This window comes from Micromonospora sp. 4G55 (assembly GCF_016803375.1).
The window spans coordinates 1-1456 of record NZ_JAEVHN010000926.1; the positions used below are offsets into that span (position 1 = coordinate 1).

Consider the following 1456-nt stretch of genomic DNA (forward strand, 5'->3'; position numbering starts at 1 on the left):
CCAGCAGCGCCGTGCCGAGCAGCCAGCAGCCCAGCGCCCAGGGGGCGTTTCCGGCGCGCCAGGGGCCGGCGGGCGGGATGTCGGGCAGCGCCCCGCCCAGCCACCCGGCGACGGTGAGCAGCACCGCGCCGAGCAGGCCGGCGTACCGGGCGTACCGGGACCGGCCGGCGGGCGCTGGCCCGGCGTCGGTCACCGGCGAACCTCTCCTCAGCCTGCGGGGGCCGGCCGGCGGGCCGCCCGAGCCGACCGTACCAACCGGACGGCCACCACGATCACCAACAGCGTCATCAGCGGCGCACCGGGCATCTTGGTGAACCGGGCCAGCCCGGTGCCGTCGGCCAGGACCAGGAACGACGACACCAGCGCGACCAGCGAGAACCATCCGGTACGCCGCGCGGTGGCAGCCAGCACGGTCAGCGGCCAGATCCAGTACCAGGGGTGGAAGAGCGGGGACAGGGCCACCGTGGCGGCCAGGGCCAGCCCGGCGTGCCAGAGCGGGTCTCGGGTACGGGCCCGCCACCACAGCCACACCAGCAGCACGGCGAGCACCAGCACGCCGATCGCCCTGGTCACCGGCAGCGCGTCGACGTGCGCGCCGAAGAGCGCCGCGACGTACCCGACGGTCTGCCCGACCGCGGTGGACGGCGAGGTCCAGGCGATCACCAGGCTCCCCTGCTCCAGCCCGCTGATCCAGCCGAAGCCCAGGCCCGAGGCGAGGGTCGCCGCGACCGTCGCGGCGAGCGCCCCGCCGACCACCGGGCCGCCGTCCCGGATCAGCGTCCGGATCCGGTACGGCCCGGCCATCGCGGCCAGCGCGGCGAATGGCACCACCACCAACGCGGTGATCTTCACGGCGGCGGCGAGCCCGAGCAGCACTCCTCCGGCCAGCAGCGCCCAGCGGCGACCGGGCCGGGACGCCACCACCGCCAGCCCGGCGACCATCAGGCCGACCATCAGCGCGTCGTTGTGCGCGCCGGAGATCAGGTGCACGCCGACCAGGGGGGACGCCAGCGCCAGCCAGAGCGCCCGCGGCACCGGAACCCCGCAGCGGCGGGCCACCACCGGCAGGCACCAGGCGGTCAGCGCCACCCCGGCCAGCGCCAGCAGCCGAAACAGCGCGGCGGCGGCGGTGAGCGAGCCGGTGGCCTTGACGATCGCGCCGGAGATCATGACGAACAGCGGCCCGTACGGCGCGGGGGTGTCCCGCCAGATGTACGAGATGGTGTCCAGCCAGGGGCAGGGCAGCGCGGAGACGCCCTGCTCGTACGGGCTGATCCCGGCCGCGTAGCTCGCGCCCTGGCAGGCGTACGCGTAGACGTCCCGGCTGCCCAGCGGCGGCGCGACCAGCAGCGGGACCAGCCAGAGCCCGGCGGTGACCAGCGCCCAGCGGGCGGACGGCACCCGATCGCGCAGCGACCACCAGGCCCACGCCATCAGCGCGGTGCCGACCAGCCAG

General features: G+C 76.1%; 1 protein-coding gene and 1 pseudogene. Both read right to left on the reverse strand.

Annotated elements, in window-relative coordinates; genetic code table 11:
• Nucleotides 1-193 (reverse strand): annotated as a pseudogene (locus tag JNW89_RS36205) (DUF2029 domain-containing protein); the annotation flags it as partial.
• A gap of 14 nt (nucleotides 194-207) precedes the next feature.
• On the reverse strand, nucleotides 208-1456 hold a 1249-nt coding region (mptB, locus tag JNW89_RS36210; RefSeq protein ID WP_238452429.1), incomplete at its 5' end, for a polyprenol phosphomannose-dependent alpha 1,6 mannosyltransferase MptB.